At 69.1% G+C, this 25,879-nt stretch carries 22 protein-coding genes and 2 tRNA genes; 18 read left to right on the forward strand and 6 right to left on the reverse strand.

From position 1 onward, the window contains the following. The first annotated feature begins 55 nt into the window (after positions 1-55). From RWQ91_RS08040 to RWQ91_RS08075, 8 genes are all read left to right on the forward strand, one after another. Complete coding sequence (locus RWQ91_RS08040) at positions 56-1,048, forward strand: sugar phosphate isomerase/epimerase family protein (protein WP_314504582.1); 993 nt, start codon at positions 56-58, stop codon at positions 1,046-1,048. After that, a complete protein-coding gene (locus RWQ91_RS08045) occupies positions 1,045-2,814 on the forward strand; it encodes a dihydroxyacetone kinase family protein (RefSeq protein ID WP_314504584.1) in 1,770 nt (589 codons plus the stop codon). Before RWQ91_RS08040 ends, RWQ91_RS08045 begins: the two co-directional genes overlap by 4 nt. Then, positions 2,811-3,764 (forward strand): 3-hydroxyacyl-CoA dehydrogenase family protein, encoded by a 954-nt coding sequence (locus RWQ91_RS08050; protein WP_314504586.1) that lies wholly within the window; start codon positions 2,811-2,813, stop codon positions 3,762-3,764. Before RWQ91_RS08045 ends, RWQ91_RS08050 begins: the two co-directional genes overlap by 4 nt. A gap of 267 nt (positions 3,765-4,031) precedes the next feature. After that, positions 4,032-5,399, forward strand: a complete 1,368-nt coding sequence (locus RWQ91_RS08055) for an extracellular solute-binding protein (RefSeq protein WP_314504588.1) — start codon at positions 4,032-4,034, stop codon at positions 5,397-5,399. A 72-nt stretch (positions 5,400-5,471) separates the two neighbouring features. Further along, positions 5,472-6,401 carry a sugar ABC transporter permease gene (locus RWQ91_RS08060; RefSeq protein ID WP_314504590.1) on the forward strand — a complete coding sequence of 310 codons (930 nt, stop codon included), beginning with the start codon at positions 5,472-5,474 and terminating at the stop codon, positions 6,399-6,401. Beyond that, on the forward strand, positions 6,398-7,324 hold the full coding sequence (locus RWQ91_RS08065; protein WP_314504593.1) for a carbohydrate ABC transporter permease: 927 nt from the start codon (positions 6,398-6,400) through the stop codon (positions 7,322-7,324). Before RWQ91_RS08060 ends, RWQ91_RS08065 begins: the two co-directional genes overlap by 4 nt. Before the next feature lie 41 nt (positions 7,325-7,365). Further along, positions 7,366-8,877: an alpha-N-arabinofuranosidase gene (locus tag RWQ91_RS08070; protein WP_314504596.1), complete on the forward strand. Its 1,512-nt coding sequence runs from the start codon at positions 7,366-7,368 to the stop codon at positions 8,875-8,877. Between the two features lie 21 nt (positions 8,878-8,898). Next, positions 8,899-9,906, forward strand: coding sequence for a substrate-binding domain-containing protein (locus RWQ91_RS08075; RefSeq protein WP_314504598.1), 1,008 nt, complete (start codon positions 8,899-8,901; stop codon positions 9,904-9,906). A gap of 7 nt (positions 9,907-9,913) precedes the next feature. On the opposite strand, the gene pgm is transcribed toward RWQ91_RS08075, so the two are convergent. After that, entirely contained in the window at positions 9,914-11,557 is a 1,644-nt protein-coding gene (gene pgm, locus RWQ91_RS08080) for a phosphoglucomutase (alpha-D-glucose-1,6-bisphosphate-dependent) (protein ID WP_314504602.1), read from the reverse strand. A gap of 82 nt (positions 11,558-11,639) precedes the next feature. Between pgm and RWQ91_RS08085 the strand changes: the two genes are divergently transcribed. From RWQ91_RS08085 to RWQ91_RS08095, 3 genes are read left to right on the forward strand one after another with little or no spacing between them, the layout of a single operon-like run. Beyond that, the gene (locus RWQ91_RS08085; protein WP_314504605.1) at positions 11,640-11,765 is read left to right on the forward strand and encodes a hypothetical protein; all 126 of its coding nucleotides are present in this window, start codon (positions 11,640-11,642) and stop codon (positions 11,763-11,765) included. A 48-nt stretch (positions 11,766-11,813) separates the two neighbouring features. Continuing rightward, positions 11,814-12,755: a prephenate dehydratase gene (pheA, locus tag RWQ91_RS08090; protein ID WP_314505466.1), complete on the forward strand. Its 942-nt coding sequence runs from the start codon at positions 11,814-11,816 to the stop codon at positions 12,753-12,755. Positions 12,756-12,759: 4 nt separating this feature from the next. Next, positions 12,760-13,209, forward strand: coding sequence for a TIGR03618 family F420-dependent PPOX class oxidoreductase (locus tag RWQ91_RS08095; RefSeq protein ID WP_314504606.1), 450 nt, complete (start codon positions 12,760-12,762; stop codon positions 13,207-13,209). Between the two features lie 4 nt (positions 13,210-13,213). Here RWQ91_RS08095 and RWQ91_RS08100 read toward each other — a convergent pair whose 3' ends face one another. Further along, on the reverse strand, positions 13,214-14,269 hold the full coding sequence (locus tag RWQ91_RS08100; RefSeq protein WP_314504609.1) for an LLM class flavin-dependent oxidoreductase: 1,056 nt from the start codon (positions 14,267-14,269) through the stop codon (positions 13,214-13,216). Positions 14,270-14,466: 197 nt separating this feature from the next. After that, positions 14,467-15,831: a deoxyribodipyrimidine photo-lyase gene (locus RWQ91_RS08105; protein ID WP_314504610.1), complete on the reverse strand. Its 1,365-nt coding sequence runs from the start codon at positions 15,829-15,831 to the stop codon at positions 14,467-14,469. A 129-nt stretch (positions 15,832-15,960) separates the two neighbouring features. Here RWQ91_RS08105 and RWQ91_RS08110 point away from each other — a divergent pair, with 129 nt between their 5' ends. Beyond that, positions 15,961-17,244 carry a serine hydrolase domain-containing protein gene (locus RWQ91_RS08110; protein ID WP_314504612.1) on the forward strand — a complete coding sequence of 428 codons (1,284 nt, stop codon included), beginning with the start codon at positions 15,961-15,963 and terminating at the stop codon, positions 17,242-17,244. A gap of 13 nt (positions 17,245-17,257) precedes the next feature. Here RWQ91_RS08110 and RWQ91_RS08115 read toward each other — a convergent pair whose 3' ends face one another. Next, the gene (locus RWQ91_RS08115; protein ID WP_314504614.1) at positions 17,258-18,253 is read right to left on the reverse strand and encodes a diacylglycerol kinase family protein; all 996 of its coding nucleotides are present in this window, start codon (positions 18,251-18,253) and stop codon (positions 17,258-17,260) included. 102 nt (positions 18,254-18,355) lie between these two features. On the opposite strand from RWQ91_RS08115, the gene serS reads away from it, so the two are divergent. The 6 genes from serS to RWQ91_RS08145 all read left to right on the forward strand — a co-directional run bounded on the left by serS (position 18,356) and on the right by RWQ91_RS08145 (position 23,520). Further along, a complete protein-coding gene (gene serS / locus RWQ91_RS08120) occupies positions 18,356-19,642 on the forward strand; it encodes a serine--tRNA ligase (RefSeq protein WP_314504617.1) in 1,287 nt (428 codons plus the stop codon). After that, positions 19,639-20,547: an HAD family hydrolase gene (locus RWQ91_RS08125; protein ID WP_314504620.1), complete on the forward strand. Its 909-nt coding sequence runs from the start codon at positions 19,639-19,641 to the stop codon at positions 20,545-20,547. The genes serS and RWQ91_RS08125 overlap by 4 nt, the downstream gene beginning before the upstream one ends. A gap of 129 nt (positions 20,548-20,676) precedes the next feature. After that, a tRNA-Ser gene (locus tag RWQ91_RS08130) sits at positions 20,677-20,761 on the forward strand. A 54-nt stretch (positions 20,762-20,815) separates the two neighbouring features. Then, on the forward strand, positions 20,816-22,081 hold the full coding sequence (locus RWQ91_RS08135; protein ID WP_314504622.1) for an LCP family protein: 1,266 nt from the start codon (positions 20,816-20,818) through the stop codon (positions 22,079-22,081). Positions 22,082-22,086: 5 nt separating this feature from the next. Next, positions 22,087-23,355, forward strand: coding sequence for an LCP family protein (locus RWQ91_RS08140; RefSeq protein ID WP_314504624.1), 1,269 nt, complete (start codon positions 22,087-22,089; stop codon positions 23,353-23,355). A gap of 73 nt (positions 23,356-23,428) precedes the next feature. After that, positions 23,429-23,520 (forward strand) — tRNA-Ser (locus RWQ91_RS08145). Positions 23,521-24,581: 1,061 nt separating this feature from the next. Here the strand turns inward: RWQ91_RS08145 and RWQ91_RS08150 are convergent. Together RWQ91_RS08150 and RWQ91_RS08155 are read right to left on the reverse strand one after the other, a co-directional pair. Continuing rightward, complete coding sequence (locus RWQ91_RS08150; protein WP_314504627.1) at positions 24,582-25,052, reverse strand: VOC family protein; 471 nt, start codon at positions 25,050-25,052, stop codon at positions 24,582-24,584. Further along, positions 25,049-25,879: a methyltransferase domain-containing protein gene (locus tag RWQ91_RS08155; RefSeq protein WP_314504630.1), complete on the reverse strand. Its 831-nt coding sequence runs from the start codon at positions 25,877-25,879 to the stop codon at positions 25,049-25,051. Before RWQ91_RS08155 ends, RWQ91_RS08150 begins: the two co-directional genes overlap by 4 nt.

The raw sequence follows: 25,879 nt of genomic DNA on the forward strand, positions 1-25,879 counted from the left end.
TCCGTACTGCGCGATCGTGTATCGTGCACGATACGTGAACCGGGAGGACTGCTCGATGGCTCTCACTGCCGAGACCTGGCCGATCGCGGCCTCGCTGCTGCCGTTCGACCCGATGCCGTCGCACGGCGCCGAACGCGACGACGGCGTCGAGGCGCAGTGGTCGCACGTGTTCGGCACCGTGCGCGACGCGGGGTTCGATGCGATCGACCTCACCGACACGTGGGTCGCCTTCGGCGACCTGTCCCCGGCCCAGCGCGCGGCGATGAGGGAGTGCATCCAGCGCGAGACCCTGGCGGCGGCATCCCTCTCCGTGATCCGGCGCAGCGTGATCGACGAGCGGACCGGCCTCGAGAGCCTCGCGTACAGCCATCGCTGCCTCGATCTGGCGGCGGAGTGGGGCGTGGGCGTCGTCTCGGTCGGCCTGCATCGACCCCTGACCCCGCAGCAGCGCACGCAGCTGTGGTTCTGGACCGCGCCCGGGCACCGCGACCCGACCGACGACCCGGCCACGTGGGACCTCGCCGTCCGGCGCTTCCGCGAGCTGGGCCGACATGCGCAGGAGGTCGGCGTGCTCCTCTCGCTCGAGATGTACGAGCACACCTATCTGGGAAGCGGGTCCTCCGCGGTGCGGCTCGTCGAGGAGATCGGCATGGACGTCGTCGGGCTCAACCCGGACTTCGGCAACCTGATCCGGCTGCACGAGCCGATCGAGGACTGGCGCGAGGTCGCCCGGCAGACGCTGCCGTATGCGAACTACTGGCATGTGAAGAACTACACGCGTGACGAGGATGCCGCCACGGGCGTAATCGCCACGAGCCCGACCTACCTCGAGAGCGGCCTGATCGACTACCGCTCGGCGGTCCGGTGGGCGATCGACGGCGGGTTCCAGGGCGTGATCTGCACCGAGCACTACGGCGGCGACGGACTGAGCATGAGCGCGGCCAACCGCGACTATCTGCGCAGCCGCATTCTGCCGCGCCGGGATTACGTCGCCGCACCGAGCCTGGTCAGGCAGCAGTTCGCAGCGCCCGCGGAGTCGGAGCGATGACCCGCATCGTGGGCGACCCCGAGGCGTTCGTCGACGACGCCCTGGAGGGATTCGCACGCGCCCACCGGCAGATCGTGCGCCGGGTCGAGGGAGGCATCGTCCGCGCCCGACCGCTCGCGAGCGGCAAGGTCGCGGTCATTGTGGGCGGTGGCTCGGGTCACTACCCCGCGTTCGCCGGCCTCGTCGGCATCGGAGTCGCTGCCGGTGCGGTGTGCGGCAACATCTTCTCCTCACCGTCGACGCGCCAGGCGGTCGGCGTCGGGCGCGCGATCGAGGCCGGTGGCGGCATCCTGTTCAGCTTCGGAAACTACGCCGGCGATGTGATCCACTTCGGTGCCGCCGAGCGCGAACTGCGCGAGTCGGGCATCGACGTGCGCACGGTGCTGGTGACCGATGACATCGCCAGCGGCCCCGCCGATGCGATCGACAGCCGGCGGGGGATCGCCGGTGACCTGTGCGTCTTCCGCATCGCGGGGGCCGCCGCGGAAGAGGGCGCTGACCTCGACGAGGTGGAGCGGATCGCCCGCCACGCCAACAACCGCACCCGGACGCTCGGAGTGGCCTTCGCCGGCTGCACCCTGCCCGGCGCCGGCGCACCGCTGTTCACCGTGCCGGAGGGCATGATGTCGGTCGGGCTCGGCATCCACGGCGAGCCCGGGGTGCGCGATGTGCCGCTCGAGGCAGCTCCCGAGCTCGCCCGCACGCTGCTCGAACCGCTGCTCGCCGAGCGGCCCGAGGGCGCGGATGACCGAGTCGTGCTGATCGTGAACGGACTGGGCACCGTCAAGTACGAAGAGCTCTTCGTCCTGTACCGCCACCTCACCGACCTGCTCGAAGCCCGGGGCATCGCCGTCGTCAGCCCGCTGTGCGGCGAACTGGTCACGAGCCTGGACATGGGCGGCGTCTCGGTGACGCTGCTGTGGATCGACGACGAGCTGGAGCGGCTGTGGAATGCCCCCGCCGCGGCTCCCGCCTTCACCCGCGGAGGCATCGCGCGGGAAGAGGAGCCGGGGGAGCCGGCGGACGAGAAGGCCGCGGAGCCTGCGCCGCTGCCTTCGCCGCGCGGGAACGCCTCACCTGCCTCACGCGAAGCCGCCGCGTTGGCGACGCAGCTGTTCCGGGAAGTGCGAGACGCCGTCGCTGCGCGCGCCGACGACCTCGGAGACCTCGACGCGATCGCCGGCGACGGCGACCACGGCGTGGGCATGGTGCGGGGAATCGACGCGGCGGTGGCGGCCACCGCGGACACCGATGCCAGTCTCGGCGTCGGCGAGCAGCTTCGGCGCGCCGGATCGGCATGGGCAGACCGCGCCGGCGGCACATCCGGAGCCCTGTGGGGAGCGGCGCTCGAGGCCATGGGCGACGCGCTGTCGGCATCCGAGCCGAGCGCGCCGGCGATCGCCGAGGCGATCCACGCCGGCCGCACCCGGATGGCGGAGCTGGGTGGTGCCGCCCTCGGCGACAAGACGCTGCTGGACGCGCTCATCCCGTACGACGAGGAGTTCCGCCGTCGCGTCGAGTTCGGCGCCGGCATCCGCGAGGCGATGCGGGATGCCGCCGCCGTCGCCACCGCCGCGGCCGACGCCACCGCAGAGCTGACGCCGCGCAAGGGCAGGGCGCGGCCGCTCGCAGAGCGCAGCATCGGGCATGCGGACCCGGGGGCGGTGTCGTTCGCGCTCATCGTCCAGACCGTCGCGGCACACGATCCCGCCGCACACGATCCTGCCGCACACGGTACGAAGGTCCAAGCAGAGGAGAAGAGATGATCCATCGGATCGCCGTCGTCGGTTCCGGATACATGGGCGGCGGCATCGCACAGGTGCTGGCCCTCGCAGGCAGAAGCGTGCGCCTCGCGGATGTCAGCGCCGAGCACGCCGCACGCAGCCGCGAGCGCATCCTCGCCGAGGCTGCCGACTACGCCTCGCGCGGGCTGTTCCCCGAGGACGCGCCTGAGCGCATCGCCGCGAACGTCTCGGCGGCCGCCTCGATCGAGGACGCGGTCGGCGATGCGGATTTCATCGAGGAGGCGGTTCCCGAGATCCTCGCGCTCAAGCACGAGACGCTCGCGCGCGTGAGCGCCGCGGCCCGCCCGGACGCCCTCATCGGCAGCAACACCTCCACGATCTCGATCGCGACGCTTGCCGAGGCCGTCGTGGCACCGGAGCGATTCCTCGGCGTGCATTTCAGCAATCCGGCGCCGTTCATTCCGGGCGTGGAGGTCATCCCGCATGCGACCACCCGTGCCGGGGCCGCCGCGGAGGTGATCGCGCTGCTCGCGGAGTCGGGAAAGCTCGGGGTCGAGGTGGCCGATGTCACCGGCTTCGTCCTCAACCGGCTGCAGTACGCGCTGTTCAGTGAGGCGGCGCGCCTGGTGGAGGAGGGCGTCGCCAGTGCCGAAGCCGTCGACACGATCACCCGGACGACCTTCGGCTACCGGCTCCCGTTCTTCGGTCCGTTCGCGATCGCGGACATGGCAGGACTCGACGTCTACGCCTTCTGCTACCGCTCCCTGTCGGAGGGATATCCGGACCGCTTCTCGGCTCCGGAGGCGCTCTCCGAGCGCGTCGCGGACGGAGCGCTGGGCGTCAAGAGCGGGCGCGGATTCCTGGCGACGCCGCCCGAGCAGCTGCCGGCCCTGGTGGCGCACCGCGACGCGGCGTACGCAGCGATGAGCAGGCTCCTCGCCGAACTCGGCGACGCACCCGTCACGTACTGAATCCCGCGCCCGCACCGCCGCCACCGCCTTCCGGCGAGGGCGGCGGTTGCATGCTGCCGACCTTTCGGCAGGAAGTTTTCGGGATCCTCTTGACACGTGGGACGGCATCCGGAATAGTCGCTATACAACGTTGAATGTACAACGTTGCAAACACGAACTGCGCCGAACTTCCCACGACGGACGGGCCCGAACCCCTTCCATCGCGAAGGCGACGCGCGGGTCGTGGGCGCTTTGACGAAGATGTCCAGCATCCGAAAGGAAATCACAGTGAAGACGACACCGGTCATCGCTGCAGCAGCCACACTCGCACTCGCGAGTGCACTCGTGTCATGTTCCGCCGGTGGCGGAAGTGACGCGGACGGCGGCGGCGGCGGAAACGACGCGACGAACTGCACCAACAAGATCACCAAGACCGACCTGCCCGTGGTGACGATGTGGGCGTGGTACCCCAACATGGAGACGGTCGTCGACAACTTCAACGAGGCCAGCGACGACGTCCAGGTCTGCTGGACGAACGCCGGCGCGGGAGGCGACGCCTACGACAAGTTCCAGACCGCGGTCTCGGCGGGAAGCGGCGCCCCCGACGTGATGATGGTCGAGGCAGACCGCATCCCCACCTTCCAGGTGCAGGACGCGCTGGTCGACCTCAGCGACCTCGGCTACGCGGATGTCAAGGACAACTTCAGCGAAGGCGCCTGGAAGGACGTCTCGGTCGGCGACGCGGTCTACGGCGCTCCGGTCGACGGCGGCCCCATGGGCATGATCTACCGCACCGACATCTTCGAGCAGTACGGCCTCACGGCGCCGACGACGTGGGACGAGCTCGAGACCACCGCGCAGGCGCTGAAGGATGCGGGAGGACCGGTGTTCGCGAGCTTCGCGGCGAACCAGCCCGCCACGACGACGGCGTACTTCTACGGCAACGGCGCCGAGCCGTTCACGTACGACCCGGCGAACGAGGGCGAGATCGGGATCAACCTGAACAGTCCCGAGATCAAGGAGGTCCTGGACTACTGGGACGGCCTCGTCGACAAGGGGCTCGTCGGCACGGAGGACCAGTTCACCCCCGAGTACATCGCGGGCGTGATCGGCGGCGACTACGCCACGTACCTGTCCGCCGCATGGGCTCCGGGATACCTCCAGGGTGCGGGCGTCGGCGAGGGTGCGGACGCCGGTGTGTGGGGCGCCGCCCCCATGCCGCAGTGGGATCCGGCCAACCCGGTCTCGATCAACTGGGGCGGCTCTGCCTTCGTGGTGAGCAGCCAGGCGTCGGACCCCGAACTGGCCGCCAAGGTCGCCTTCGGCGTCTACGCCGACCCGGCATCGCTGGATGAAGGCTGGCAGCAGCAGATCATCTTCCCGCTGAACACGAACGTGCTCTCCTCGTCCGAGTTCCAGGACTACGAGGTCCCGTTCTTCAGTGGTCAGCAGGCCAACAAGGAGGTGTATGTGCCGGCGGCCGACGCCTACACCGGCATGACCTACACGCCGCTCGGACAGTACTACTACTCCGCCCTGACGAACCAGATCGCCGCCATCATCGATGGCTCGGCGACCGGCTCCGAAGCGGCGGACGCCCTTCAGGCTGACGTGGTGGCGTACGCCGAGGAGCAGGGATTCACCGTCGTCGAGTGATCTGAGCCGGGGGTCGGTCCGCGTCCGCGCGGTCCGACCCCCGGTCCTTCCCCTCACAGACCTGGAGAAATCATGACCACCACGCTCGAAAACGTCGCCATCCCGACGAAGCGCCGCCGGTCGACATCAGCCCGTCAGAACCTGATGGGCTGGCTCTTCGTCGGCCCGTTCGGCATCGTCTTCCTCGCACTCCTCGTGCTCCCGATCTTCTACGCGCTCTACCTGAGCATGTTCCAGAAGTCGCTGATCGGCGGCACGAAGTTCGTGCTGTTCGGCAACTACCTCAAAGCCTTCACCGACCCGTCGTTTCTGGACGGCGTCTGGTTCGTCGTGAGGTTCTCGCTGGTGCTGATCCCGCTGCAGATGGCCGTCTCGCTGGCGATCGCGCTCATCCTCGACATCCTGATCACGAGGTACGCCCGCTTCTCGCGGCTCATGATCTTCCTGCCGTACGCGATCCCGACCGTGATCGGCGCGCTCATGTGGGGCTTCCTCTACAGCGACAACTTCGGCCCCCTCGCCGAGATCTTCGAGTCCCTCGGGCAGCAGCCGCCCGACTTCCTCAGCTCCAGCCTGATCTTCTACGGCCTGCTCAACATCGTGACGTGGCAGTGGGCGGGCTACTACATGATCATCATCTATGCGGCGCTGCAGGGCATCGACCCGACGCTCTACGAGGCTGCTCGCATCGACGGCGCGTCGCAGTGGCAGATCATCCTGCGGATCAAGATCCCGCTCCTGACGCCCGCACTCCTGCTGATCCTCGTCTTCGCCCTGATCGGAACACTGCAGTTCTTCAACGAGCCGCAGATCCTCCAGCAGCTGGCCGCCGGTGCGATCCCGAACGACTTCACCCCCAACATGTATGCGTATCAGCAGGCGTTCTCGCTCGCGAACTACAACTACGGCGCGACGATCTCGTTCGCCCTGGGCGCCGTGGTGTTCGTGTGCGTCTACATCTTCCTGTTCGCGACCCGCAAGCGAGGGAGCTTCACCTCATGAGCGTCACACCCATCGAGCGCACCGACGAACGGCGCTCGTCACGCAGAGGCCTCGAGCGCCGCACGATGCCGCGCCAGCCCGGCCGCGTGCCTCTGAACATCGTGCTCGGGCTGCTCGTGCTGTACTTCCTCATCCCGTTCTGGTGGCTGATCGTCAACAGCTCGAAGAGCGCGGCGGGCCTGTTCGGCGGCGGCAGCTCGCTCTGGTTCGCCGATGACATCAATTACGTGCAGAACTTCATCGACCTGTTCACCTACAGCGGGGGCATCTACGCGCGCTGGCTGGCCAACTCGGCGCTGTACGCGCTCGTCGGCGGCGTCGGTGCGACGGCGCTGGCGGTACTGGCCGGCTACGGACTTGCGAAGTACAGCTTCGCCGGCCGGCGCTTCTCGTTCGCGATCCTGCTGGGGGCGGTCATGGTGCCCACGACGGCGCTCGTGATCCCGACCTTCGTGCTGTTCGCGGGGGTGGGCTGGACGAACACGATCTGGGCGGTCATCTTCCCGACGCTGCTGAACCCGTTCGGCGTCTACTTGATGAACGTCTACGCACGTGATGCGGTTCCCGACGAGTTGCTGGATGCCGCCCGCGTCGACGGTGCAGGTGAGTTCCGCACGTTCTTCACGGTGGCGCTGCCGCTGCTGCGCCCGGCGATCGTGACCGTGCTGCTGCTGTCGATCGTCCAGTCCTGGAACAACTACTTCCTGCCGCTCGTCATGCTGTCGGACAACCGGCTCTTCCCGGTGACCGTGGGGATCGGGCTGTGGAACTCCACTGCCTCGACCTATGGCGCCGCGGGCGGACAGAGCCTGTGGAGCATCATCATCCTCGGCTCACTGGTCTCGGTGATCCCGCTGATCATCGCGTTCCTCACGCTCCAGCGCTATTGGCGAGGCGGGCTCGCCATCGGAAGCCTCAAGTAACCCGTGACCGCCCCATCCGCGATCGACTCAAGAAGAGAAGCATGATCACCGCACGACTCGTCATCGACCCGCACTTCGCCGTCGGGCCCATCAACCGCCGCCTCTTCGGCTCGTTCGTCGAGCACCTGGGACGCTGCGTCTACGACGGCATCCACGAGCCGGGACACCCCACCGCGGACGAGCACGGGTACCGGACGGACGTGATCGATCTCGTCCGCGAACTGGGTGTCACGACGATCCGCTACCCCGGGGGCAACTTCGTCTCGGGATATCGGTGGGAGGACGGCATCGGTCCGATCGACGAGCGCCCCCGGCGCCTGGACCTGGCGTGGCACTCCACCGAGACCAACCACGTCGGTCTCGACGAGTTCGCGATCTGGCTGAACAAGGTCGGCAGCGAGCTCATGTATGCCGTCAACCTCGGCACTCGGGGGGTGCAGGAGGCCCTCGACGTGCTCGAGTACGCCAACATCCGCTCCGGCACGAGCCTGTCCGACCAGCGCGTCGCCAACGGCACCGCCGAGCCGCACAACGTGCGCATGTGGTGCCTGGGCAACGAGATGGACGGACCGTGGCAGCTCGGGCACGGCACGGCGAGCGGCTATGCCGAGCTCGCGTCCAAGACGGCACGCGCCATGCGTCAGATCGACCCCGACCTCGAGCTCGTCGTGTGCGGCAGCTCCGGGGCGCAGATGCCGACCTTCGGAACGTGGGAGCGCGTGGTCCTCGAGCAGACCTATGACGACGTCGACTTCATCTCCTGCCACGCCTACTACGAGCCGGTCGGGGGCGACTACGGCAGCTTCCTCGCCTCGGCGGTGAACATGGACCGCTTCATCGAATCCGTCGTGGCGACCGCCGACCATGTCAAAGCGGTGCGCGGCAGCGACAAGACGGTCAACATCTCCTTCGACGAGTGGAACGTCTGGTACCAGTCCCGTTACAACGACGTCGATCGCATCACCGCCGTCGACGAGTGGCCGGTCGCGCCCCGCCTGCTCGAGGACGTCTACTCCGTGGTGGATGCCGTCGTCTTCGGCGACCTGATGATCTCGCTGATCCGCCACGCCGATCGCGTGACGGCGGCATCCCTCGCTCAGCTGGTCAACGTCATCGCACCGATCATGACCGAGCCGGGCGGGGCGGCGTGGCGTCAGACGACGTTCTTCCCGTTCGCGGTCACGTCGCGCCTCGCCCGAGGGGTCACCCTCGAGCTGAAGCTGGACTGCCCGACCTACGAGACCGCGCAGTACGGAGCGGTGCCGGTGGTCGACGCCGTGGCGACGATCGACGCGGAGAGCGGCGAGGCGTCGGTCTTCCTGGTGAACCGGAGCCTCGAGGAGGAGGTGACGCTCGACATCGACGTGCGCCTGCTCGGCGATGTCCAGCTCGGATCCGTCGAGTCGCTCTGGGATGAGGACATCCACGCGTCGAACACTCTGGAGAACCCCGAGCGCGTCGGTCTTCGTCGCAACGAATCGGCACGACTGCACGACGGCACCGTGACCATCACCCTGCCGCCGGTCTCGTGGACCGCGATGACGCTCGCCTGACGTCGAGACACCCGAGACCACATGGCTGATCCGAAACGGGTGACTCTGGCGACGATCGCGGCCGAGACCGGAGTGTCCGTCACGACGATCTCGAAGGTCCTGAACGGCCGGGGCGATGTCGCCGCCCCGACGCGTGCCCGCGTCGAAGCTCAGCTCCAGCGGCGTGGATACGCCCGGCGCGGCACCAGTCGCAGCGACTTCATCGAGGTCGTCCTGCACCGGCTCGATCCGAACTGGTCGCTGGAGGTCATCGAGGGTGTCCGCGAGGTGGCCGCCGAGGCGGACCTGACCATCTCGCTCTCGGTCAACGGCGACCGCCACGCGCCCGCGGCCGAATGGCTCACCGACGTCCTGCGGCGCCGGCCGGCGGCCGTGGTGCTCGTCTTCGCCGGGCTGCCGCCCGCCGGTCGTCGCAAGCTGCGGGCGCGCGGCATCCCGTTCGTCATCCTCGACCCGAGCGGCGATCCCGCGCCGGGGGTTCCGGCGATCGGCTCGGCGAACTGGCACGGCGGGGTGCTGGCGACCCGGCACCTCATCGACCTCGGCCATCGCGCGATCGCGGCGATCGCGGGCCCGCGCGACGTCATGGCCGCACAGGCGCGTCTGGACGGATTCCGCTCGGCGATGCGGTCGGCCGACCTTTCCGTGCCGGCCGGTCGCGTCCGCCACGGCGACTTCCGGGAGCGCACCGGCGAGCGCCAGGGTGAGGCGCTGCTGGGGGCGGACGAGCCGCCGACCGCGATCGTTGCGGGCAGCGACCTCCAGGCGCTGGGCGTGATCCGCGCGGCGAACCGTCGCGGGCTCGAGGTCCCCCGCGACCTCTCCGTCGTGGGCTACGACGACATCCCGCTCGCCGAGCTGACCAGTCCGCCGCTCACGACCATCCGCCAGCCGGTGCGGGCGATGGCCGAGGAGGCGACCCGCCTCGTGCTCAGACTGCGCGACGGCGTGCCGGTCGACTCGACCCGGCTCGACCTGGCGACGTCTCTGGTCGTGCGCGGGTCGACCACCGCTCCCGCGCCGCGCTGACGCCGGCTCAGGCGTCGCCGAGCGCCGCCGCGACGACCGCGCGCGCTTCTTCCTGCACTTCGCGCAAGTGCTCCTCGCCACGCAGGGACTCGGCGTACAGCTTGTACACGTCCTCGGTGCCGGAGGGGCGCGCGGCGAACCACGCATGCTCGGTCACGACCTTCAGGCCGCCGATGGCCGCTCCGTTGCCCGGCGCGTGCGAGAGCTTCGCGACGATCGGCTCGCCGGCCAGCTCGGTCGCCGTGACCGCTTCGGGCGCGAGCTTCGCGAGCTGCGCCTTCTGAGCGGGGGATGCCGCGGCATCCACGCGCTGGTATGCCGAGGAGCCGAACGTGTCCTCGAGCTCGGAATACCGCTGCGAGGGCGTCTTGCCCGTGACGGCGAGGATCTCCGCGGCCAGCAGGCACAGCAGGATGCCGTCCTTGTCGGTCGTCCAGACCGTGCCGTCGAACCGCAGGAACGACGCGCCCGCCGACTCCTCGCCGCCGAAGGCGACCGAGCCGTCGAGCAGACCGGGCACGAACCACTTGAACCCGACCGGCACCTCCAGGAGGGTTCGCCCGAGCGACTCGGCGACGCGGTCGATGATCATCGAGCTCACCAGGGTCTTGCCGACGGCCGAGTCGGCGGGCCAGCCGGGACGGTGCGCGTAGAGGTAGTCGATCGCGACCGCGAGGTAGTGATTGGGGTTCATGAGCCCGGCGTCGGGGGTGACGATGCCGTGGCGGTCGGCATCCGCGTCGTTCCCGGTGAGGATGTCGTAGTCGTGCCGCTTCGCGACGAGCGAGGCCATCGCCGACGGCGAGGAGGGATCCATCCGGATCTTCTCGTCCCAGTCCAGCGTCATGAACCGCCAGGTGGGATCGACGTCGGGGTTCACGACCGTGAGGTCGAGGCCGTAATGCTCCGCGATCAGCGCCCAGTACTCCACGGACGCGCCGCCGAGCGGATCGGCGCCGATGCGTACCCCGGCCTTCTTGATCGCGGCGATGTCGATGATGTTCTCGAGGTCGCGCACGTACGCCTCGCGGAAGTCGTACTCGCCGAGCGCGTCGGCGTCGATGTCCTTGAACGGCGTGCGGTGAACGCCCTCCAGCCCGCCGGCGATCAGCTCGTTGGCGCGGTCGGCGATCCAGCCGGTGGCGTCGGTGTCGGCCGGCCCGCCGTTCGGCGGGTTGTACTTGAAGCCGCCGTCGCGGGGCGGGTTGTGGCTCGGGGTGACGACGATGCCGTCCGAGCGGCCCGGGTCATCCAGCGCCCGCCCGCGGTTGTAGGCGAGGATCGCGTGACTGAGCGCGGGCGTCGGCACCCACGAGTCGCGGGCATCGACGCGCACGTCGATGCCGTTCGCGACGAGCACCTCGATCGCGCTGCGCTCGGCGGGCAGCGACAACCCGTGCGTGTCGCGGCCGAGGAACAGCGGCCCGGCGATGCCCTGGGCGTTGCGGTAGTCGACGATCGCCTGGGTGGTGGCGAGGATGTGGTCCTCGTTGAAGCTCGTGCTCAGCGACGAGCCGCGGTGGCCGCTCGTGCCGAACGCCACGCGCTGCTCGGGGATGGCGGCATCCGGCTTTCGGTCGTAGTAGGCGTTGATCAGCTCATCGACGTCGATCAGATCGGATGCTTCAGCGGGCTGTCCTGCGCGAGTCATGCGCCTAGTCTGCCTGTTCCGCACCGGTGCGCGACAGTTCCGCCTCCGCCGCACGTGATCGCCGAGCCCGGTCGCATACCGCATGACCGCTTCGAGGGCCACCCGCCGGGCCCCGCTCGATGCCGAACTCAGGCTGAACGCCGATGCCGCCCGAGCGTACTCCCGCAATCCCGCGGAGGCGGTGGCCGGGCGCGAGCGCTCAGCCTGAGTTCGGCACGCGGATAGGCTGACACCCGTGACAACGGAGACCGCCGAGATGCCCGCGCGACGCACGTACAGCTACCTGGGCCCGGCCGGAACCTTCACCGAGGCCGCCCTCGCTCAGGTTCCCGAGGCGCGCAACCAGATCTGGCGGTCGGTGCGCAACGTCGGCGAAGCGCTCGCCGACGTCGTCGAGGGCAGGTCGGATGCCGCCATGATCGCGATCGAGAACTCGATCGACGGCGGGGTCTCGACCGCGCAGGATGCCCTCGCCACGATGCCGGGCCTGCGCATCGTCGGGGAGTACCTCGTCCCCGTGGAGTTCGTGCTCGTCGCGCGTCCCGGCACGACGCTCGAAGACGTGTCGCTCATCGCCGCCCACCCGGTCGCCTACGCGCAGTGCCTGCAGTGGCTGACCGAGAATCTGCCCGCCCACGCGCACATCCCGGCATCCAGCAATGTCGCCAGCGCGGTCGGCCTGCTCGACGGCACGAGCGATGCGGATGCCGCCATCTCGCCGCCCGGCATCCTCGAGCATCACGACCTCGACCTGCTCGCCGAGAAGATCGGCGACAACGCCGAGGCGGTCACCCGCTTCGTGCTCGTCGCCCGCACCGTTGCGCCCCCCTCGCCGACCGGCGCCGACAAGACCTCGCTCATCGCCGAGCTGCCCGAGGACCACCCCGGCGCCCTGCTCGAGATGCTCGAGCAGTTCGCCACGCGCGGCATCAACCTGTCGCTGCTGGCCTCGCGCCCGATCGGGGACGCACTGGGGCGGTACCGATTCGTGATCGACGCCGACGGGCACGTCGAGGACGAGCGCATGGCCGATGCGCTTCTGGGCCTGCGCAGATTCAGCCCGAAGGTCGTGTTCCTGGGCTCGTACCCGCGCGCGGACCGGGCCATCGTCCGCTACCCGGAGCGCTACTCGGACGACGTGTTCGTCGAGGCGCGCGACTGGCTGCGCGGTCTGGTCAGCGGCGAGCCGGAGGCCTGAGCCGATGCCGATCAGTGAGGCCCCGTTCGCGTTCGACCCCGCGAACGATGTGCATGCGCGGGCCCTCGCCCGGCTGGCATCCGAGCAGATCGCGTGGATCGGCACGACCGGACGCGACGGCTTTCCGCACGCCGTGCCGGTCTGGTTCCTCTGGCGAGACGGGCGGGCACTGATCTTCAGCGAACCGGCGACCGCCAAGGTGCGCAATCTGCGCGCCGACGGGCGCGTCGTGCTGCACCTCGAAGCCGGTGAGGACCACGAGCAGCTGACCGTGCTGCGCGGCACGGCGACGCTGTCGCCGAGGCCGGCCGCCGAGTGGCTCGATGAGATCGGCGACGAGTACGCCGAAAAGTACCGCAGCGGCCTGGCGGGCCTGAAGATGACGCTGGCCGAGATGGCCGTGCGCTACAGCGTGGTCATCGAGATCACGCCGCGTCAGCTGATCGCCTGGTGATCGGTCAGGCGGCGAGCAGTTCGAGCGTCTGCACGCGGGCGAGCGCGGCATCCATCGGCTCGCCGTCGAACGCTCCCGCCACCGGCGAGATCATGACCTCGTCGACGCCGTACCGCGACGCGAACTCGGTCACCTGAGCCTGCACCTCCGGTCCGGTGCCGACCAGCCAGCGACTGCGCGCCGACGCCATGATCGACTCGGCCTGCGCGTCGGCCTCGACCACGAGGGCGGCGCGCGCCTGCTCGACCGTCTCGAGCGCGGTGAGGGCCTTGCCGGTGCGCAGGCGCGCCATCATGCGCAGCTGCGGGATCGCACGAGCCTCGGCCTCTTCCGCGGTGGGCGCGGCGACGGCGTTGATCGTGAGGAACGTCTGCGGCTCGGGGTGCTCGGGCGACGGTGAGTACCCTCCGCGATACAGGTCGAGCGCACGATCGAGCCCCTCACCCGAGAAGTGGTTCGCGAACACGTAGGGCAGGCCGAGGGATGCCGCCAGCTGTGCCGAGTAGTCGCTCGAGCCCAGCAGCCACACCTCGGGAGCGCCCTCGGCGGCCGGGGTCGCATGTACGTCGTACGTGCCGCCGCTCGTGTACCGCACGGTGGCCCCCTCGCGCGAGACGAGCGAGAGGATGTCGCGGATGTGCTCGGGGAACCGCTCCACATCGGAGGTGGTGCCCGACATCCGCAGCAACTGGGTGATCACCGGGTCGCTGCCCGGTGCGCGTCCGATGCCGAGGTCGATGCGGCCGGGCGCGAGAGCCTCGAGCGCCGCGAACTGCTCGGCGACCACGAGCGGGGAATGGTTCGGCAGCATCACGCCGCCCGATCCGACGCGGATGCGGGTGCTGCGCGCCGCGGCCGCGGCGATCAGCACCGGGGGAGTGGTCGAGGCGACCGCCGGCATGTTGTGGTGCTCGGCGAACCAGTACCGCCGGTAGCCGAGCTCGTCGGTCCGCGCCACGAGCGCGAGCGACGAGGCGACCGCCTGCGCGCTGGTCTGCGCGGTGCGCACGGGCACGAGATCGAGGACGGACAGAGCGGGCAGGGCGGACGAAGAAGACATCCCCAGGATCAACCCGGGTGACCACCGCGTCTATTCCGCCCGATCACCTCCGCCCGATGCCCGTGGCTGATGCCCGTGGCCCGATCACCTCCGCCCGATCAGCGTGGCGCTCTCAGGACGAAACGACCTCCCGGAGCTCAAATGGCGCGGTTGAGGCCTGTTCATCCTGATTCCGCGGCACCCGGCCCACGACACCGTCAGCGCGAGGTGCGCCGCATCTGCTCGTACGCGGCCAGAGCGGCCTTGCGCGTCTCGCCGAGATCGACGATCGGCTGCGGCGCGAGCTCGCCCGAGTCCGGGCGGTATTCGGGTGCCCACCGGCGGATGTACTCCGCGTGCGGATCGAACTTCTTCGCCTGAAGCTCGGGATTGAACACCCGGAAGTACGGCGCCGCGTCTGCGCCCGAACCGGCGACCCACTGCCAGTTGAACGGGTTGCTCGCGCCGTCGGCATCCACCAGCGTGTCCCAGAACCACTGCTCCCCATGGCGCCAGTCGATCAGCAGATTCTTGATGAGGAAGGATGCCGTCACCATGCGGATGCGGTTGTGCATCGCCCCGGTGTGCCAGAGCTCCCGCATGCCCGCATCGACGAGCGGGATTCCGGTGCGCCCCTGCTGCCAGGCCTCGAGGCGCGACCGATTCAGCCGGGGCCAGGGGAAGGCGTCGAACTCGGGGCGCAGGTTCTTCGTCGCGAGATCGGGGTGGTGGAACAGCACGTGGGCGGCGAACTCCCGCCATCCGATCTCGGAGAGGAACCGTCCGGCGTCCCTGCCGGAGGCGACCGTCTCGTGCCACACGGTGTACGGACTGATCTCGCCCCACCGCAGCCGCGGCGACAGAGCAGACGTCGCGCCGGCCGAGGGCTCGTCGCGCGTGCGGTCGTAGTCGGTCAGATCGTCGGCGAGGAACTCGCGCAGTCGCGCGCGTGCCGCCGGTTCGCCGGGCTCCCACGTCTCGCGCAGGCCCCCCGCCCAATCAGGCGCGTTGGGCAGCAGCATCCAATCGTCGAGGTCGTCGCTTTTCGGGGTGGATGCCGGGCCGGAGATCGTGCGCGGTTCGGCCAGCGGGGCGCGCGGTGTGGGCATCGCCTGGCATGCGCGCCAGAACGGCGTGAAGACCGAGTACGGCGTACCGCCGCCGGTCTGCACGGTCCACGGTTCGAACAGCAGGGAGGCGGCGAACGACTCCACGCTCAGGCCGTCATCCCGCAGTCCCACCTTGAGCTCCGCATCCACCCCGCGCTCGGCGCCGCCGTAGCGGCGGTTCCAGAAGACCGCGCCGGCGCCGGACTCCGAGACGACCTCGCGCGCGACCCGGCCCGCCGGCCCGCGCCGCAGGATCAGCGTGCCGCCCCGTTCGGACACGCGCTCGCCAAGCGAGGCCAGCGAGCCGTGCAGCCACCACTTCGCCGCCCCGCCGAGCGGCCGGATGCCGTCGGACTCCTCGTCGAGGACGTACAGCGCGATGATCGGCTCGCCTCGATCGACGGCGGCGCGCAGGGCCGGATTGTCCGCGAGCCGGAGGTCGTCGCGGAACCAGACGATCGAGGGCGAGGTCACCCTCGGATCGTAACCGCGGCTGCGGCGGCCGGGCTCCGATCGAACCGGATTGACGAGCCACTGTGGGCGGGTCGCGCGCGGGCATAGTCTGGGCGCGCCGGGGGATCGACAGCGGGGGACAGGGGCGTCATGGGCGGTGCGCGGCGGACTCGGGCGAGGTCCATCGGCGGTGTCGCCTCGATGGCGGTCGCGCTGCTGCTTCTGGGCTGCACCGCCCCCGATCCGGCGCCGACACCGACACCGACCCCGACGCTGACGGCGGATGCCGGGGGCCCGGCTGCAGATCCGGCCGAAGTCGCCGCGATCCAGGCCGCCGTCGAGGACGCGATGGAGAAGCATTACGTGCGCGCGGCGATCGTCCGGGTCCTGCGCGGCGACGAGGTCGTCCTGATGCAGGCGTGGGGCGAGTCGATGAGCGGCGTGCCCGCCACGACGGATATGCACTTCCGCAGCGGAGCGGTCTCCATCCCGATGGTCTCCACGGTGCTCCTGCAGCTCGTCGACGAGGGAACCGTGACCCTGGACGACAAGCTCGCCACGTGGATGCCCGACGTGCCGAACGCCGATCGGGTCACGCTCGGACAGCTGTCGCAGATGACGTCCGGCTACGCCGACTACGTCCAGGATGCGACGTTCCTCGACGACTTCAATCGGGATCCGTTCCGGCAGTGGACTCCGGAGGAGCTCTACACGTTCGGCACGAGCCGGCCGCTGCTGTTCGAGCCGGGCACGAACTGGGGCTACGCCCACACGAACTACGTGCTGCTCGCCCTCGCACTCGAGAAGATCACCGGAAAGCCGATGATCGAGAGCATTCAGGAGCGCATCTTCGAACCGCTCGGCATGGAGCAGACGGCCGACCCCGGTACGCCGGAGATCCTGCAGCCCGTGCTGCACGCGTTCGACAGTGAGCGCCGTGAATACCTCCAGGTCGCCGAGGGTCTGCCGTACATCGAGGACTCGACGTACTGGAACCCGTCGTGGTCGCTCGGGCCGGGCTCGATTCAGAACACCGACATCACCGACATGGCGACGACCCTGCAGGCGATCGGCCGGGGAGACCTGGTCAGCGCCGAGTCGTTCGAGAAGATGACCGCGCCGACGCTGCGCGGAAAGACGACGAAGCTCGACGCCTGCCCGAACACCTGCTTCGTGCAGAACGAGTTCTACACCTACGGGCTCGGCATCGTCCTGTCCGGAGACTGGCTGCTGCAGAACCCGCAGTATCACGGCTTCGCGGGGGTCAGCGCGTACCTGCCCTCGGAGGACGTCACGATCGCCATCGCCGCCACGTACGCCGACGACGCGTTCGACCCTTCGACCGGAGCCCCGGACAACAGCAACATCGCCAACCCGCTGTTCACCGCCGTCGCCGGAGTGGTCGCGCCCGACGCGTCCACGCCCGGCACCTGACCGCGGTCGCGACTCAGAGGCGCGCGGTGTCGTGTCCCTTCGGCAGCATCACCGTCACGCCGCCCGCGACGACCCGGCACCGCAGGCGGATCGCCTGGCCGAACTGGTCGCCGTCCAGCTGCACCGGCTGGGCCGGATCCGTCGCAACGTCCAGGCCCGTGCCGCGCGCGTACAGCACCGAGTTGTCCTCCGTCCGCAGAGCCAGCACCTGACGGCCTGCCCGGAAGCGGCGCAGGAAGCTGTTGTCCCACGCGACGCGTCGCCACACCAGCACCCAGCCCAGGGCGTTCTTGGGCTGGAAGATCGCGATGTCCAGCTCGCCGTCGGACACGGATGCCGAGGGGATGAGCTCGAGCCCCGCCGGAAGCGAACCGCAGTTGGCGATGAGGATGCTCTGCACCCGCGCCGAGTGCAGGCGGCGGCCGGCCACCTGGTACATGATGCGAAACGGCTTGGCGTTCGCCAGGGACCGCGCGGCGCCGTCCACATAGGCGATCCAGCCGACCCGCTTCTTCAGCACGCCGTTCGTGTTCGCGATCATCGCCGCGTCCAGGCCCATGCCGCCCATCACGACGAACGCGCGTTCCTCGCTGGTGCCGTCCGCCCGCCGGATGGCGGCGAATCCGACGTCCACGGCGAGCTGATCGCCGGAGAAGGTCGCCTGCACCATGGTCGCGGGATCCGTCAACGGCAGCAGCAGGTTGCGGGCGAGCAGGTTGCCCGTGCCGCTCGGGATTATCGTCAGCGGCACGCCGGTGCCGCTCATCGACTCCACCACGGCGCGCACCGTGCCGTCGCCGCCCGCGACGAGCACGGCCGCCGCGCCCGCCTCGAGCGCCTGACGGGTCACGCCGGCGCCCAGATCCTCGACCGTGGTCTCGTGGAACGACGGCGCTGCCCAGCCGGCGGCGGCGGACAGCCGGGCGACCAGGGCGCGCAGGGTGGGGGCATCCACCTTGATGGGGTTGTAGACCAGCGCTGCATGGCGGGGTGCAGCGGCCTCGGTCATGGTCACACGATAGCCGTGTCGCGATCGGCTCGCGGATGCCGGCGTCCCGGGCTGCGACGGCGGCCGAGGAGCCGGAGGGATGCCGCTGACTAGACTTATCGGGTGATCGATCTGACTGTCCTGCGCGAGAATCCCGAGCTGGTCAAGCGCTCGCAGGAGGCGCGCGGAGAGTCCACGAGCACGGTGGATGATGCGCTGACCGCAGACCGCGACCGCCGCGCGGCGATCACCGCCTTCGAGGAGCTGCGAGCACGGCAGAACGCCCACGGCAAGCGCGTCGCACAGGCGCCGAAGGACGAGAAGGCCGCCCTGGTGACCGAGGCGAAGGCTCTGAGCGACCAGGTCAAGGCGGCGCAGCACGCCGTGACGGCCGCCGAGGAGGCGGCCGACGCTGCCCTCGCTCGCATCGAGAACATCGTCATCGAGGGCGTTCCGGCGGGCGGCGAAGACAACTTCGTCACGCTGCGCACCCACGGCGAGATCCCGACGTTCGACTTCGAGCCCCGCGATCACCTCGAACTGGGCGAGCTGCTCGACGCGATCGACATGGAGCGCGGCACGAAGGTGTCGGGCAGCCGGTTCTACTTCCTGAAGGGCATCGGCGCACGGCTCGAGTTCGCCCTCATGATGCTCGCCCTCGACCGCGCCCTGCAGGCGGGTTTCATCCCGCTGATCCCGCCGACGCTCGTGCGGCCCGAGGTGATGCGGGGCACCGGCTTCCTCGGGCAGCATGCCGATGAGATCTACCACCTCGAAGAGGACGACCTCTACCTCGTCGGCACGAGCGAGGTGCCCCTGGCGGGCTACCACATGGACGAGATCATCGACCTGTCCAGCGGTGCGAAGCGCTACGCCGGCTGGTCGACGTGCTACCGCCGCGAGGCCGGCTCGTACGGCAAGGACACCCGCGGCATCATCCGGGTGCACCAGTTCAACAAGCTCGAGATGTTCGTGTACACGACGCCGGAGGACGCCGAGGCCGAGCACCTGCGCCTGGTCGAGATGCAGGAGCAGATGCTGCAGAGCCTGGGCCTGAGCTACCGGGTGATCGACGTGGCGGCGGGCGACCTCGGCTCCAGTGCCGCACGCAAGTACGACGTCGAGGCATGGGTGCCGACGCAGGGCGCGTACCGCGAGCTCACCTCGACCTCGAACTGCACGACGTACCAGGCGCGGCGGCTCAGCATCCGCCACCGTCCCCCCGCCGAGGACGGCGGTGCGGGTGCGGGCAGGACGCAGCCCGTCGCGACACTGAACGGCACCCTCGCCACGACGCGCTGGATCGTCGCGATGCTCGAGACGCATCAGCGCGCCGACGGGTCCGTCGTCGTGCCGGAGGTGCTGCGCCCGTACCTCGGCGGCCTGGAGATCATGGAGCCGACCGCGTGACGGAAGGCCGCCTGCCCGAGACCGGATCCATCGAGGTCGTCCCGCCCGCCGAGGCGGCCGAGATCGTCGAGGACATCGCGCGCGACACCGAGGACCCGACCACCACGACCGAGCGGCTGCTCATCGTGCTCGACATCGACGGAACCGTGCTGCTCGAGGACGAGACGCTCAGCCCGGGCGTCGTCGAAGCCGTCGATCGCGCACAACGCGACGGCCACGAGCTCATGCTCGCCACCGGCCGCAGCTGGGAGGGCACGGAGGACATCCTTCGCGCGCTCGGCATGTCGCCGCAGTTCGTCGTGTGCTCCAACGGTGCCGTCATCCTGCGCCGGCGCGAGGGCGAGGGCCTCGAGTACGGGAGGTTCTTCACCGAGACGTTCGACCCGACCGAGGTGCTCACGCTCCTGCGCGAGCACCTGCCCGACGCGAAGTACATGGTGGAGCTCGCCGATGGCCATCGCCTCTTCACCGAGCATCTCGGCGACTGGAACCTGGCGAACGCGTCCCGCGTGCCGTTCGATGAGCTCAGCTCGACGCCGGTGTGCCGCATCGTCGTGGTCTCGCCCGGAGACACCGAGGACGACTTCGTCGAGCTGGTCGAGCGCATCGGACTCAACGAGGTCTCGTACGCGGTCGGCTGGACGGCATGGCTGGACATCGCGCCGCAGGGCGTGGACAAGGGCACTGCCCTCGAGCGCGTCCGCGAGTGGCTGGGCGTCGACCCCGCTCACGTTCTCGTCATGGGCGACGGCCGCAACGATGTCGGCATGTTCCGCTGGGCGCTCGAGAACGGCGGACGCGCCGTCGCGATGGAGCAGGGCCCGCAGGAGGTGCGGGATGCCGCCGGCGAGGTCACCACATCGGTCGAGGCCGGCGGGGTGGCGGCGGTCCTGCGCGCGCTGTGACGCGGATGCGCTGACACGGCGCACGCCGTACAGAACCTGCTCAGGCGCTGCTGGAAGAATGGGGCAGCAGTGCCGTCGGATAGACTCGACGCCTGTTCGGGGGATGTCCGCCACAAGCGGTGTCTTCCGGGAGGGTTGTCCGAGCGGCCGATGGACCTGGTCTTGAAAACCAGTGGGCAGCAATGTCCCGTGGGTTCGAATCCCACACCCTCCGCTTCGTCGTGGGTGTGCTCTCGAGCTCGTATCCAGAGACACCTGAGAGGACCGAGTGAGCCCGTCGACCAAGCCCGCACACCGTGGCCGCCGCACCGTCGCGCGTCACGGTGAGCTGAAGTCGCCGCATCCACTCGCCTTCCTGCTCAAGGTCCTGGGCATCATCGTCGCCGTCGGCCTGGTCTCGAGTGCCGGCGTCGCCGCATATGCCGCATACGACATCACCGCGAGCTTCACCGCCGATGCGGTGGACCTCGAGGGCCAGGAGGCCGTCCCGCCTGACATCGGCGCAATCGAGGGCGGCGTCAACCTCGTCGTGGCCGGCACGGATGAATGCCTGCCCGAGTTCGCGGCGTACTTCGGCGACCGCTGCACCGGCGCGGACTCGGTCGGCGAGCTGAATGACGTCAACCTGCTCGTGCACATCTCCGATGCGCCGCGTCGGGTCACCGTCATCTCCTTCCCGCGCGACCTCATGGCTCCGGTCCCGTCGTGCACCGCTGAGGACGGCTCCGAGACCGGTGGTGCGAGCAAGCAGCAGATCAACTCCGTCTTCGAAGAGGGCGGCCTCAACTGCGTCGTGAAGACCGTCTCGCAGCTGAGCGGACTGAACATACCGTTCGCGGCCAAGGTCAACTTCGGCGGCGTCATCAACATCACTGACGCGATCGGCGGCGTGGAAGTCTGCATCGGCAACGGCGGCATCAAGGACTTCTACACCGGCATCGACTGGCCGGCCGGAAACCGCACCGTTCAGGGCATGGAGGCGCTGCAGTTCCTGCGGACGCGTCACGGCCTCGAGAACGGCTCGGATCTGGCGCGCATCAGCAACCAGCAGCAGTACATGTCCCGCCTGGCGCGCAAGCTCGTCAGCGAAGAGGTGCTCACGAACCCCGCGACCCTGCTGAAGCTCGCCACGACCGCGGTCGACAACACGACGCCGAGCAAGAGCCTCACCAACCCGCTGACGCTCGTGCAGATCGCGCTCGCCGTCAAGAGCGTGCCGTTCGACGAGATCGTGTTCGTCCAGTACCCCGTCATCGAGGACCCGTCGGATCCGAACCGCGTGGTCCCCGACTACGACTCGGCCGACCAGTTGTGGGCGGCGCTGGCCGCGAACCAGCCGCTCGTGCTCACGAGCGACCCGAATGCCGGTGGCGGCGTCATCACCGTCGACCCCGCGCCGACCGACCCGGCGACGCCCGACCCGGCGGCGACGCCCGGGGCGTCGGATGCTCCCGGCGAGACCGCGGCCGAACTGGACATTCCGGGACAGAGCGCCGCGCAGAACACCTGCTCGGCCGGGAACGTCTCCGGCTGAGCTCAGTGACTTCTCGCACGCCCGGCTCGACCCCGGGCAAGACCCCGCTCGCCCGCCACGCGGTCCGCAAGGACCGGCATCCGGTGATGCGCGCCCTCTCGATCTTCGCCGTTGTCCTCGCCGTCGTCGGAGTGAGTGCGGCCGGAGTGGCTGCGTACGCGGTGTGGGACACGTTCTCGGCGATCGGCGAGAACTCGGTCGACCTCGCGGGGGCGGCCCTGCCCCCGTCGATCGGCGAGATCGAGGGCGGGGTGAACCTGCTGCTCGTGGGCTCGGACTCGTGCGAAGGGCAGGACGTCGCGCTGTTCCCGCGCTGCGCCGATCCGGATGATGCGCCCGGGGAGCGCAACGACGTCACCATGCTCGTGCACATCAGCGATCAGCCCCGTCGCGTCACGGTCGTCTCCTTTCCCCGCGACATGCTCGTGCCGATTCCGTCCTGCCCCGACGGCGAGGGCGGCTCCTACTCGGCGATGAGCTCGCAGCCCCTGAACGCGTCGTATGAATACGGCGGTCTTGCCTGCACCGTGCTGACCATCGAGGAGCTGACGGGGGAGGACATCCAGTTCGCCGGAGCCATCCGCTGGACCGGAGTGATCGACATGTCCGACGCGATCGGCGGCGTCGACGTGTGCGTGGACGGTGACATCAGCGATCCGCACACCGGGCTCTCGCTCACCTCCGGCACGCACACGCTGCAGGGTGTCGAGGCGCTGCAGTTCCTGCGCATCCGCCACGGCATCGGGGACGGCTCGGACCTCGGGCGCATCTCGAACCAGCAGCAGTTCATGTCTTCGCTCGTGCGCAAGCTGAAATCCGACGCGCTGCTGTCCAACCCCGCCGTGCTGCTGAACTTCGCGACGACCGCCGTCGGCCTCACGCGCAGCGATCCGCCGCAGCTCGTGCTGAGCTCGGAGCTGGCGAACCCGACGCGCATGGTGCAGATCGCCATGGCCGCCAAGGATGTGCCCTATGAGGACATCGTGTTCGTGCAGTACCCGACCGAGTACAGATCGGATTTCATCAACGTCCTTCCATTGCGGGATGCCGCCGCCCCGCTGTTCGCGGCGCTCGCCGCCAACCAGCCGATCACCCTCACGGGTGAAGCCAGCCAGGGCTCCGGGGTCGACGTCACGGGTGAAGCGGCGGATCCGGGATCGGCGACTCCGGCGCCGTCGGAGTCGAGCGCGCCGGAGACTCGGGTGGAACTGCCGACGGAGATCACCGGCACGACCGCCGCTCAGGTCACCTGCACTCGCGCGGGGGATCAGTAGCGGGTTCGTTGCCCTCGGGCCGAAGCGGTTATGATTGCTGGGCGCATCGTGCCGCTTCTGCGGCGGGATGCCTGGAGACGTCGCATAGTTCGGCCTAGTGCACCACCCTGCTAAGGTGGAGACCCCTCACGGGGTCCGAGGGTTCAAATCCCTCCGTCTCCGCCAAGAAAAGCCCAGGTCAAGGAGCAATTGTCTTGCACCAAGGCTCGATCTGCGAACACTTCGCGAACGCTTCTTGTTCGCACCGTAGGTGACTCAGTTCTGCCTTCTCGCCTCGCGGCTTCCTATGTAGGCCCAGGTCAGGGCTTAGTTCTGGCCGATGATGCGGGTTCGGGCGCGGAGGGGTTCGATCCCTCGGCAACCGCATGGCTGCCGGTCGACTCGTTCAATCCGCGTCGTTAGCTGGCGCCGGGTGGCGTCCACAGCGCCGGAGGGCCCAGGTAACTCTGGTACTTGCTACCCGATAGAAGGGCGCATGACCATGGCTACCACCGCACCCATCAAGGTTGACGTCGAGACTGATCGTCTCGTTTCCAACGCTGCACACTTTCTGAAGCGCTCGAAGAAGGACGTGGTCGACGCCGCGGTCCGTGAATTCATTGATGCGCAGGGGCGGGCGGTGATGCCGAGACGCCGGAAGCCTTCGGCCCCAGAACCGACGCCAATCTCCCGGGCGCCGCTGGATGGCTCGTTGCGGCAGGGCATGTGCAAGACGACACGAAGAACCGCGACTTCCACGCACGGCTGGAAGCGGAGTGCGAGCGCGCAGCGAAAGGCACTCCGGCCGCCGTGGACTCCTCCCACCTGGCGCCGACGTTCAACGATTACCCCGCTGGCAGCTTGAGAACACGGGAAACGTTAAGCAGGGCCGAGGCCAGCTGACCCAGCCGGTGAGCTAGGCGCGTGCGTAGGGGAGTGACGCGACCGGCTGCTGCCGGTGCCACTCGTGGAAGCCTGAGTCTGGCGCGAGGTCCGCGATGCTGCGGGGTCGTCTGCTTTCTGACACACACGCATCCTCGTCGCCCGACCAGTTTGATCTCGAAGACACGGCCTTTTCGCGGAGCCGATCTTGCCTCTTCGAGGGTTGGTGCAAGCGCGTCGACTTGCACGCGAACTCTCTGATCTCGTCGGGTTTCACCCGTCTCACCAACCCGACTCCCGATCGCCCCATCACCCGTCAGAAGGACTCCTCGCCTTCTCCGCCTGATCTCCTCAGCGGACGGCGGTCAGTCGGCCCGCAGCGAGTCCCACATCTCTCGCACCATCTGTGTGGGTTGGTGGATCTCGATAGGGTGCCCGAATAGCGGTCCGCCATCGAACCAGTCAGCAGTCGCCCCGCCTGCCGCTGTGGTGAGAAGTGCACATCCGTTGAGCTCCATGTGTGCCCGCTCATGGTCGAGGTCGTCCACCCACCACGAGGTATGGCTTACCGCGCCGGCGCGGACATCGAGGGCTGCGCGCAGGGCGTGGGGTTCGATGCGGTGGGCCTGGTTCAGCTCGAGGAGGACCGGCCCCCACTGGGCGAATGCGGCCGAGTGGTCGAGGACGGCCGGCTCACCGCGAAAGCGGAAGTGGCCCATATCGATGTGCTCCGCGATGCGGAACGGACCGATGCCGAGCAGCCGTTCCGCCTGGCCGACGGCCACCTGCAGATCATCGACCCAGTATCCGATGTGATGGAGTCCTCGAGCGGTCATTGATTCGCATCCTTCTGCGCTGCGACCCAGCGGAACTGGTTACGCATGGCGATCCGGCCGGTTCGGGCGTCGGTGAAAGGTCCCAGTGCTGCTGTCAGAGTTTCCACGACTGCTGGCCGCCCGGCGTCCTCGACGGCCCGCACCCCGCCCGCGGAGCCGATCAGTCCGCGAATCGCATCGTCGATGCCCTGGTACGCCCACACGCATTCGACCTCACCATCGCCGACGAGAACAAGCCCGCTGTCCGAGAGCGCGTCGTCCAACTGGCCGCGGCCCGCGAGGGCGTACGGGCGATGGTCGCGGTCTCGAGCCGCGGGGCTCAAGGCCGACATGGCGAGGTGGACCGCGGTCGATTCCGATAGCTCAGGCTCGGCGAACATGCCGCACACCAGCCGACCGCCGGGGACGAGCACGCGCGCAGCCTCCGCGATCGCGGCGACCGGATCGACGGCGAACTGGAACGCGTTGACCGCCGTAGCCGCCTGGAAGGAAGCGTCGGCGAACGGCAGCTTCTGCAGGTCTGATAAGTGGAAGTCTCCGGCGGGAACGTGTCGCTGGGCGATGGCGAGCATCGACGGCGAGATATCGAGGCCACTCACCGTGATACCAAGATCGGCCGCGATCCTCAGCAGCAGCCCCGTACCGCATGCGATGTCCAGGAGCCGATCACCGGGAGCCAGCCCGGCGGCAGCGAGCACCGCCTCGAAAAGAGGACGCGTGTGCGGCTCACTGAAGAGCGCCCAACCTTCCGAATCGCTGCTCCACAGCCGCTGCTGCACGCGGGCGGCCTCGGAGAATACTCGCGCCGTGTGATCGATGACCGGCAT

The organism is uncultured Microbacterium sp., from assembly GCF_963524805.1.
In the GTDB taxonomy this organism is placed as follows: Bacteria; Actinomycetota; Actinomycetes; order Actinomycetales; family Microbacteriaceae; genus Microbacterium.

What these genes read in the sequence shown, in the direction of transcription:
- RWQ91_RS08040 (WP_314504582.1), top strand. Translation starts at nt 56, where the DNA reads ATGGCTCTCACTGCCGAGACCTGGCCGATCGCGGCCTCGCTGCTGCCG.
- RWQ91_RS08045 (WP_314504584.1), top strand. Translation starts at nt 1,045, where the DNA reads ATGACCCGCATCGTGGGCGACCCCGAGGCGTTCGTCGACGACGCCCTG.
- RWQ91_RS08050 (WP_314504586.1), top strand. Translation starts at nt 2,811, where the DNA reads ATGATCCATCGGATCGCCGTCGTCGGTTCCGGATACATGGGCGGCGGC.
- RWQ91_RS08060 (WP_314504590.1), top strand. Translation starts at nt 5,472, where the DNA reads ATGACCACCACGCTCGAAAACGTCGCCATCCCGACGAAGCGCCGCCGG.
- RWQ91_RS08065 (WP_314504593.1), top strand. Translation starts at nt 6,398, where the DNA reads ATGAGCGTCACACCCATCGAGCGCACCGACGAACGGCGCTCGTCACGC.
- RWQ91_RS08070 (WP_314504596.1), top strand. Translation starts at nt 7,366, where the DNA reads ATGATCACCGCACGACTCGTCATCGACCCGCACTTCGCCGTCGGGCCC.
- RWQ91_RS08075 (WP_314504598.1), top strand. Translation starts at nt 8,899, where the DNA reads ATGGCTGATCCGAAACGGGTGACTCTGGCGACGATCGCGGCCGAGACC.
- pgm (WP_314504602.1), bottom strand. Translation starts at nt 11,557, where the DNA reads ATGACTCGCGCAGGACAGCCCGCTGAAGCATCCGATCTGATCGACGTC.
- RWQ91_RS08085 (WP_314504605.1), top strand. Translation starts at nt 11,640, where the DNA reads ATGACCGCTTCGAGGGCCACCCGCCGGGCCCCGCTCGATGCCGAACTC.
- pheA (WP_314505466.1), top strand. Translation starts at nt 11,814, where the DNA reads ATGCCCGCGCGACGCACGTACAGCTACCTGGGCCCGGCCGGAACCTTC.
- RWQ91_RS08095 (WP_314504606.1), top strand. Translation starts at nt 12,760, where the DNA reads ATGCCGATCAGTGAGGCCCCGTTCGCGTTCGACCCCGCGAACGATGTG.
- RWQ91_RS08100 (WP_314504609.1), bottom strand. Translation starts at nt 14,269, where the DNA reads ATGTCTTCTTCGTCCGCCCTGCCCGCTCTGTCCGTCCTCGATCTCGTG.
- RWQ91_RS08110 (WP_314504612.1), top strand. Translation starts at nt 15,961, where the DNA reads ATGGGCGGTGCGCGGCGGACTCGGGCGAGGTCCATCGGCGGTGTCGCC.
- RWQ91_RS08115 (WP_314504614.1), bottom strand. Translation starts at nt 18,253, where the DNA reads ATGACCGAGGCCGCTGCACCCCGCCATGCAGCGCTGGTCTACAACCCC.
- RWQ91_RS08150 (WP_314504627.1), bottom strand. Translation starts at nt 25,052, where the DNA reads ATGACCGCTCGAGGACTCCATCACATCGGATACTGGGTCGATGATCTG.
- RWQ91_RS08155 (WP_314504630.1), bottom strand. Translation starts at nt 25,879, where the DNA reads ATGCCGGTCATCGATCACACGGCGCGAGTATTCTCCGAGGCCGCCCGC.